Source organism: Bradyrhizobium pachyrhizi, assembly GCF_001189245.1.
Taxonomy (GTDB): Bacteria; Pseudomonadota; Alphaproteobacteria; order Rhizobiales; family Xanthobacteraceae; genus Bradyrhizobium; species Bradyrhizobium pachyrhizi.
In genome coordinates this window covers 335124-343487 of record NZ_LFIQ01000117.1, presented here as the reverse complement: position 1 = coordinate 343487, position 8364 = coordinate 335124, and the positions used below count along the sequence as shown (strand labels likewise).

Here is an 8364-nt window from a genome sequence, read left to right as displayed (position 1 = left end):
GCAGCGTCAGGCGACATCGCAAGCGCGCCGGCCGCGCCGGCGGCGGTTGCTCCGATCAGATGGCGGCGGTTGACGTCCATGGGCAAGGCCCTCGCAACATTCGCGAGCGGTGACGTTCGCGGGTCGAGTGGTAGCGCGAAAGGCGGCGCGGCATGGTGAACACGCCCTCGCAGCGGGCCGATTGTTGGCGGTAGGGTTAATCGCGGGTGCAACCGCTTCACGTTGTCAAAGAGGCGTTCCCCGGTGTCATCACGCGCGCATGCGCGTGATCCAGCATTCCAGAGACGCTTGTGTTTGAGCCGAGAAGCCGCGGCGTACTGGATGCCCCGCATTCGCTGGCCTGAAACCGGGGAGAATGCGGGCCCACGGTTCCTTCCCAGGCGTCGTCCGGGCGATGGCCGACACTGAATGGCCGCTGCAGACCTCGTCATTCGATCCAATTTTAGTATTTGCTGGGGGTCTACGGTTGACGCGTCTGGACTATTGCTCGCCCGCTGGCTTGAGAGGAGAGACCGGTGTTTGACGTGGGAGACCTGGTTGTCTGCATCGACAATGGCCCGAAGAAAGGAGCCATTGGGCCGGTAGTGGCGATCCATCATTTGCTGCACAAGGGGCGCATCTACCGCGTCAATTTCATCGGGACGACCTGGACGGGGAGTCTGACTGTCGGGCTGGCAGGCGTCGCGCTACCTCCTCCGATGATTGGGTTCGAACCCTACAGATTCCGCAAGATCGATCCTGCGGAGCCTGAATTCATTGAAATGATGCGCAGCTTGCGTACGCGTGAGTTGGAGGATGCCAACTAAGGGCGTGCACTTGCACCGCCCGATCCGCACGCTCACGCGCGCGAGGCCTGCCGGGTCAGTTTCACCAGCTCCATCAGCATGGCCTCGCCGGCATCGACGAGCGCTTCCAGCGTGATCGATGATTTGCCGGGTGCAGCCGTGCCGTCATGGGCGAGCGGCGGAACGTGGACGAATTGCGCGAGGCACAAGTCATTGTCGTCGTTCACGGCCTCGATCGCGCGCCAGCTCAGATAGTTGCAGAGATAGCTGCCGGCATCGCGCGAGGCTCGCGCGTCGATCCCGGTCGCCAGCGCGGCGCGCAGTAATTTGTCAGTATGCGGCCCGAACATGCGTGCATCGGCGTCGCCCTCGATCGATCCCTTGCGTGCATGCTGGCGGCCGGCGTCGGGGAAGCGCGTGGTCACCGCGTTGCGGGCGCGGCTTTCGATCCGCAGATAGCCGGTGCGGCCGGCGAGCCCGAACATCAAGAGCGCCTGCGGGCGGTGTTTTGCGATCAGCTCCGGCAATTCGCGGTCGACGGCCGCGTAGGTGACGTCGAAGATATGGCTCGACAGTGCGACGTCGTCGAAGGCCGGGCGGCGCAGGGCGGTCAGCCGCTTCACCAACGGCATGGTCGGGTTGAACGGCGCACCCGGAAACGGCCCGAAGCCGGTGACGAGGATGCGCAGCCTGCCGCTCAACGCAGCATCTCCGCGATCTGTTCGGCCGCGACCGCGGGCGAGATGCGGCCGCCGGCGACCTCGGCCTCCATCTTCTTCACCTTGGCGCGGATCGCGGCATCAGAGCGAAGCCGCGCCATCATCCGGCTCTCCAGCATCGACCACATCCACTTCACCTGCTGCTCCCGGCGGCGGCCGGCGAACTCGCCCGAGGCGTTCATCGCGGTACGGTGGTCGAGGATCTTCTGCCAGAGCCGGTCGAGCCCGGCGCCGGTCAGCGCCGAATAGGTCTCCACCGGCGGATGCCAGTGCTCGGAGCGCGGCGCGAGGATGTGCAGCGCGCTGCGATAGTCGGCGGCGGCGAGGTTGGCGCGCTTGAGGTTGTCGCCGTCGGCCTTGTTGATCGCGATCATGTCGGCGAGTTCGACAAGGCCTTTCTTGATGCCCTGCAGCTCGTCACCGGCGCCCGGCAGCATCAAGGCCAGGAAGAAGTCGGTCATGTCGCAGACCGCGGTCTCGGACTGGCCGATGCCGACGGTCTCGACCAGCACGACGTCGAAGCCGGCGGCCTCGCACAACAGCATCGCCTCGCGGGTCTTCGCCGCGACGCCGCCGAGCGTGCCCGAGGAGGGCGAGGGACGGATGAAGGCCTGGTCGGAGACGGCGAGCCGCGCCATCCGGGTCTTGTCGCCGAGGATCGAGCCGCCGGTGCGCGCCGAGGACGGATCGACCGCCAGCACCGCGACCTTGTGGCCGCGCTCGATCAGGAACATGCCGAGCGCATCGATGGTGGTCGACTTGCCGACGCCGGGCGAACCGGTGATGCCGACCCGTACCGCCTTCCCGGTGTCGGGCAAGAGCGCCTGCACCAACTCGCGCGCCGCCGCCTGGTGATCGCTGCGCCGGCTCTCGACCAGCGTGATCGCCCGTGCCAGCGCGGCGCGGTGGCCGTCACGGAGGTCCTTGGCGAGGGCGCTGATGTCGGGAGCGGCAGGCTTCGGTGAGGTCATGGTGTTGGTTTACAACGGCTGGCCATGGCAGGCGAGGGGAACGCGGATCGGCACCGGCGCGGCTTGTTGATGACGCCTCGGACATGAGGTGATGAGGTTGAATGGCCGCAAAGGCGGTGGTGCACTCTCTCTCGCGCTTGCGGGTCACTCGCGGGAGGGGGGAGGCGCGTTGCCAAAATATCGAAAACAACCCCATGCAAAGTAGCCTGCGGTGGCCGGCGTTCGACCCGGCTACTTGACACGTCGGGCAACTCACGGATATTTTTCCAATATTCCGAAATCGCGCAGACGCACGCTCGCCCTGGGGCATATGGCAGGTGCCGCGCCTTGCCTCGAGACCGGTTCAACCTGACTTCGTCATGTTCTAGTCTCGATCGTCTGCGTCGCCCTTCGGCCGCGCGCCGGCGAAGATTTTCGTGCCTTCCGCCGTCAGATACGGCTTCAGCGTCTCCCACGGCACGAAGATGACGTATTGGCCTTCGGCATAGGGGCCGACGGTGTAGGGCGGGTAGTGGAAGGTGAGGCCGGAGCTCTTGCCTGATACGGTCGACGGCGCCAGCGTCACGGCGCCGATCTTGAGCAGGGTGGGCTTCAGCTCCTTGTACCACCAGGCGGTCGCGGTCTCGCCGGCGCCGCGCCGCTTCTTCTCGGCGTTCAGCGCGCTGACGACGGCCTTGCGCATCGCCGTCAGGGTCGGGCTGTTGTCTGCGGTCTCGGTGAAGAAGGGGCGGATGCTGATGCGCTTCTTCGCCGTCGTATTCCACAGGATGGTGTTGACGTCGGAGTTCGGATGCGCGCCGTGGGTGTCCATGTAGTCATCGCGCAGCACGCTCACATAGCGGCCGTCGACGACGGAGCGTTCGGAGTATTTGCGTTCGAACGAGTAGCCGCCGCGATCCTTGAAGAGCTTGGGCTCATCCTTCCGCGCGGAAGCCGCCTCCGCCGCATTCTTCTCGATCCACTTCCGGCCTTCGGCGAGGCAATCGGCCGCCAGCGCACTATCTCCCTTGATCTTGTCGTCGAGATAGACGCTGGCCTCGATGCTTGCGTTCTTGATCGCGGCGTCGGGCTTCGGATCGGCCTTGGGATCGGCGGCGCGCGCGGGAAGGCAGAGGCAAGCGAGCACGCCGGCAAGACCCACGATGCGGACAGGCGTCATCGAGCGAGCGGCGCGCATGGAAAGCTCCTGAAAGGAGAGGGGATACGGCAGCGCTACTCCGCTGCAGCGCTATGGCCGAGCCGGGCGTTGAGCTTGTGGATCAGCTCCTCGGCGGCATCCGAGATCACAGTGCCCGGCGGGAAGATCGCCTCGGCGCCGGCCGCATACAGCGCGTCGTAATCCTGCGGCGGCACCACGCCGCCGATGATGATCATGATGTCGTCGCGGCCGTGCTTGTTCAGCGCGGCCTTCAATTCCGGCACCGCGGTGAGATGCGCCGCGGCAAGCGAGGAGACGCCGAGAATGTGGACGTCGTTCTCGACTGCCTGACGGGCGGCTTCGTCGGCGGTCGCGAACAACGGCCCGATATCGACGTCGAAGCCGACATCGGCGAACGCCGATGCGATCACCTTCTGGCCGCGGTCATGGCCGTCCTGGCCGATTTTCGCCACCAGGATGCGCGGGCGGCGGCCTTCGGCCTCCTCGAACGCATCGATCAGGGCCTGCACTTTTTCGACCTTGTTGGACATCGCCGCTGCCTCTCGCTTGTAGACGCCGGTGATGGACTTGATCTCGGCGCGGTGGCGGCCGAACACCTTTTCCATGGCGTCCGAAATCTCGCCGACGGTGGCTTTGGCGCGAGCGGCGTCGATCGCCAGCGCCAGCAAATTGCCGTTGCCTTCGCCCGCCGAGCGGGTGAGCGCGGCGAGCGCCGCATCGACGTCCTTCTGGTTGCGCTCCTTCTTGAGCCGCGCCAGCTTGTCGATCTGCAGCCGCCGCACGGTGGAGTTCTCCACCTTGAGCACGTCGATCGGCTTCTCGCTCTCGGGCTTGAACTTGTTGACGCCGATCACCGCCTGCCGGCCGGCATCGATCCGCGCCTGCGTCTTGGCGGAAGCTTCCTCGATCCTGAGCTTCGGCACGCCGGCCTCGATCGCCTTGGCCATGCCGCCGAGCGCCTCGACCTCCTGGATGTGCCCCCAGGCCTTCTGCGCGAGATCGCGGGTCAGCCGCTCGACATAATAGGAGCCGCCCCAGGGATCGATGATGCGGTTGGTGCCGCTCTCCTGCTGCAGGAACAGCTGGGTGTTGCGGGCGATGCGCGCGGAGAAGTCGGTCGGCAGCGCCAGGGCCTCGTCGAGCGCGTTGGTGTGCAGCGACTGGGTGTGGCCTTGGGTTGCCGCCATCGCCTCGATCGTGGTGCGCATCACGTTGTTGAAGACGTCCTGCGCGGTCAGCGACCAGCCCGAGGTCTGGCAATGGGTGCGCAGCGACAGCGAGCGCGGATCCTTCGGATTGAACTGCTTGAGCAGCTTGGCCCACAACAGCCGCGCGGCGCGCATCTTGGCGACTTCCATGAAGAAGTTCATGCCGATCGCCCAGAAGAACGACAGCCGCGGCGCAAAGCGGTCGACGTCGAGGCCCGCGGCCAGCCCGGCGCGCAGATATTCGACGCCGTCGGCCAAGGTATAGGCGAGCTCGAGGTCCTGCGTCGCGCCGGCTTCCTGCATGTGGTAGCCGGAAATGGAAATGGAATTGTATTTCGGCATCCGCTGCGAGGTGTAGGCGAAGATGTCCGAGATGATCCGCATCGAGGGGCCAGGTGGATAGATGTAGGTGTTGCGCACCATGAACTCTTTCAGAATGTCGTTCTGAATGGTGCCCGACAGTTTCTCCGGCGGCACGCCCTGTTCCTCGGCAGCCGCGACGAATAGCGCGAGGATCGGCAGCACCGCGCCGTTCATGGTCATCGACACGCTCATCTGGTCGAGCGGGATGCCGGCGAACAGCGTGCGCATGTCGTAGATGGAATCGATCGCGACGCCGGCCATGCCGACGTCGCCGGAGACGCGCGGATGATCCGAGTCATAGCCGCGGTGGGTGGCGAGGTCGAAGGCGACCGACAGGCCCTTCTGTCCGGACGCGAGGTTGCGGCGATAAAAGGCGTTGGAGTCCTCCGCCGTGGAGAAGCCGGCATATTGCCGGATGGTCCAGGGCTGGTTGACATACATGGTCGGGTAGGGGCCGCGCAGATAGGGCGCGATCCCCGGCCAGGTCTCGAGGAAGTCGATGCCTTCGAGATCGGCTTCACCGTAGACGGATTTCACCGGGATGCCCTCGGGCGTCAGCCAGGGCTCGGCGCTCGCAACCGGAGCCGTACTGGCCACGGGCTGGAAGGCGACATCGGCGAAATTGGGAATGCGGGTCATTCCTGGGCTTCCTCAAACTGGCGATTGCGTTCGATCAATCGCTGTAGCTTCTAACTCAATCATGGTCCGGATGCTGATGGCTGACGATCGTCGCCATCTTGTCCGGTCCGTAATTCTGCATCGTGGTCTGGCTCGGCAGGTTGGCAATGCCGACCACCCAGCCGTGGCGGGACTCGGTTCCGAATTGTTGCGTCGGTATCACCCGGTCGGGCCGGTCGAAGGCGCCGGTCATGATCTCGATCCGCGGCCCGTCGATGCGGCGGAAGCTCAGGGGCGTTCCGCAGGCGGCGCAGAAGTCGCGCTCGGCGATCGAGGAGGACCTGAACGCGGCGGGCTTGCCGCGGGTCCATTTGAAGTCGTTGCGATCGATGTCGGCGAAAGAGGCAAATGGCGCCCCGGACGCTTTCTGGCACATCCGGCAGTGGCAGATGCTGATCCGGGTCGGTGCCGCCGAGACGGCAAATCGGACGGCGCCGCACTGGCAGCCGCCGGTCAGAACGGGTGTCGATGGTGCCTCTGCGCTCATGTCTGCTCCATCTGCCGATAGGCGTCGCGCAATGTCGCCAGCGCATCACCGCCGGCGAAGACGAACTCGCCGATGCCGGCCGCCCGCAGCGCCGCTTCCTGGTCGGCGGGCCGCCCTGCCAGATAGATATGCCTTGCACCGGCGCCTTGAAGGGCCCTGGCGGCCTCAACGGCGCTGGCGGCATAGACCTTATCCGAGGAACAAATGCATGCCATCGTTGCGCCCGAGGCCTTGTAGGCCGCGGCCAGCGCCGCCGCGTCGGCAAAACCCTCGCTGTCGATAGCCTCGATCCCGCCGGTTTCGAAGAAACTCTTGGCGAAGGTCGCGCGGGCCGTGAAGTCCGCGGGGGTGCCGAGATTGGCCAGGAATATCTTCGGCCGTGCGCCATGCGCCTTCAGCGCGGCATCCGACTTGTCGCGCAGCGCCTCGAACGGTTCGGCGAGCCGCATCGGCGCGAGGGCGTCGAACTTCACCTTGGTGCCGGCGAGGGACGCCGACGCTGATGGTTTCACATCCAGCACCGCGGGGGCGGCCTCGCGCAGATCCGGAAATTCGCTGGCGCCGGTCAGCACGTCGCGGCGCTTCGCCACATTGGTCTCGCGCAGCAATCGCGTCGCGGCGACCTTGTTTTGCAGCAGCCCCTGCTCGAGCGCGGCGAAGATGCCGCCGGCCTTCTCGATCTCCTGGAACAGCGTCCACGCCGCCTCGCAGAGTTGCGAGGTCAGCGTCTCGATGCCGCCGGCGCCGGCCGCGGGATCGGACACCTTTGCCAGGTTGGATTCATCGAGCAGCACGAGTTGCGTGTTGCGCGCCACGCGCCGGGCGAAGTCGTCGGGCAGGCCGAGCGCCAGCGTGTGCGGCAGCACCGTGATCGCATTGGCGCCGCCGAGCCCGGCCGCAAAGGTCGCGATCGTCGCGCGCAGCATGTTCACATTGGGATCGCGCTGGGTCAGCATCCGCCAGGCGGTTTGCGCGTTGACGAAGATCGGCTTCGGCGCAAGCCCACAGGCCTGCTCGACCCGTGCCCAGAGCAGCCGCAGCGCGCGGAATTTCGCCATGGTCAGGAACTGGTCGGCATCGGCGCTGAGGCGGAACGAGATGCCCGCGCGCGCCGCATCGAGATCGATGCCGGCGCCTTCCAGCATGCGCAGATAGGCGAGGCCCAGCGCGAGCGTGAACGCGAGTTCCTGCACCTCGGAACCGCCGGCGTCATGGACCGGCCGGCCGTCGGCCAGCACGAACGGCCCCTTGAAGCCGCGCCTGATCAGGCCATTGACGACCTGGCCGAACGACTTTTCGTAGTTGGGCCAGGCGATGGCCGCGGCGCCGCGCACGGCCATGGTGCTGAGCGCCTGGTAATTGAAATGCAGATCGAGCTTGGCCGGGTCGAGCTTGCGGGCCTCGACCATGTCGGCAAAGGTCTCGCCGGCGTTCTCGCGGCCGATCACCGGATTGAGCGCGATCATGATGCCGGCATCGAGATGGATGCCGCCGCAGGCGCGCGCCAGCGTCTTCTTGCTGGCGTCGGCAAGACCGAAGCCGCGCGCACCGGGACCGCCGGCGAACTCGAATTCGAGGCCGGTCGCGCCGTTCTCGAGATCCTGCAGCGCTTGCGCATTAGCCTGTGCGGCATCGGGATGATCGACCCGCTGCAGGATCTGCCAGGGCGCAGCGGCGGCGCGGCCGGCAAGCGGGTTTGTGTTGGTGGCGCGGCGGTAGATCGGATCGATCTTCAGGCCGTCATAGGTCTTGCCGACCAGCTTCTCGAACGGGGCGCCCTTCAGCACGCCGTCGACCAGCTTGCGCCAGTCGTCATAGGTCGCAGGTCGAAAATCCGAAGCCAGAGCCAAATCGTCAGTCGAGGTCGTCATCCGCCCAAATCGTCCTTCACCGGCCCGCGCGGGGCCCCTTGATTTGGCCGGAAATTGCCACGGGCGGGCGGCCAAGCCAAACGGTTGTTTGCGATGGTTTGGCTTTAATCGAGGTCCGCTAGA

General features: G+C 66.0%; 7 protein-coding genes. 1 reads left to right on the top strand and 6 read right to left on the bottom strand.

Annotated features, from left to right (window positions below):
• Positions 1–515 precede the first annotated feature (515 nt).
• Entirely contained in the window at positions 516–806 is a 291-nt protein-coding gene (locus tag AKL29_RS33410; RefSeq protein ID WP_028331654.1) for a hypothetical protein, read from the top strand.
• Positions 807–838: 32 nt separating this feature from the next.
• Here the strand turns inward: AKL29_RS33410 and AKL29_RS33405 are convergent, their stop codons facing one another.
• The 6 genes from AKL29_RS33405 to AKL29_RS33380 form a co-directional block, all read right to left on the bottom strand.
• The gene (locus AKL29_RS33405) at positions 839–1486 is read right to left on the bottom strand and encodes a pyroglutamyl-peptidase I (RefSeq protein ID WP_050387101.1); all 648 of its coding nucleotides are present in this window, start codon (positions 1484–1486) and stop codon (positions 839–841) included.
• Positions 1483–2475, bottom strand: coding sequence for a methylmalonyl Co-A mutase-associated GTPase MeaB (gene meaB / locus AKL29_RS33400; protein WP_028331652.1), 993 nt, complete (start codon positions 2473–2475; stop codon positions 1483–1485). The genes AKL29_RS33405 and meaB overlap by 4 nt, the downstream gene beginning before the upstream one ends.
• Positions 2476–2839: 364 nt before the next feature.
• Entirely contained in the window at positions 2840–3652 is an 813-nt protein-coding gene (locus tag AKL29_RS33395; protein ID WP_082190777.1) for a DUF3298 and DUF4163 domain-containing protein, read from the bottom strand.
• A gap of 35 nt (positions 3653–3687) precedes the next feature.
• Positions 3688–5844: a methylmalonyl-CoA mutase gene (gene scpA, locus AKL29_RS33390; RefSeq protein ID WP_050387100.1), complete on the bottom strand. Its 2157-nt coding sequence runs from the start codon at positions 5842–5844 to the stop codon at positions 3688–3690.
• Between the two features lie 55 nt (positions 5845–5899).
• Entirely contained in the window at positions 5900–6370 is a 471-nt protein-coding gene (locus AKL29_RS33385) for a GFA family protein (RefSeq protein ID WP_028331649.1), read from the bottom strand.
• Positions 6367–8241 (bottom strand): methylmalonyl-CoA mutase family protein, encoded by a 1875-nt coding sequence (locus AKL29_RS33380; RefSeq protein ID WP_028331648.1) that lies wholly within the window; start codon positions 8239–8241, stop codon positions 6367–6369. Before AKL29_RS33380 ends, AKL29_RS33385 begins: the two co-directional genes overlap by 4 nt.
• Positions 8242–8364: the final 123 nt, after the last annotated feature.

Coding starts and splice junctions, on each gene's coding strand:
- meaB (WP_028331652.1), bottom strand. CDS start 2,475: ATGACCTCACCGAAGCCTGCCGCTCCCGACATCAGCGCCCTCGCCAAG.
- AKL29_RS33395 (WP_082190777.1), bottom strand. CDS start 3,652: ATGCGCGCCGCTCGCTCGATGACGCCTGTCCGCATCGTGGGTCTTGCC.
- scpA (WP_050387100.1), bottom strand. CDS start 5,844: ATGACCCGCATTCCCAATTTCGCCGATGTCGCCTTCCAGCCCGTGGCC.
- AKL29_RS33385 (WP_028331649.1), bottom strand. CDS start 6,370: ATGAGCGCAGAGGCACCATCGACACCCGTTCTGACCGGCGGCTGCCAG.
- AKL29_RS33380 (WP_028331648.1), bottom strand. CDS start 8,241: ATGACGACCTCGACTGACGATTTGGCTCTGGCTTCGGATTTTCGACCT.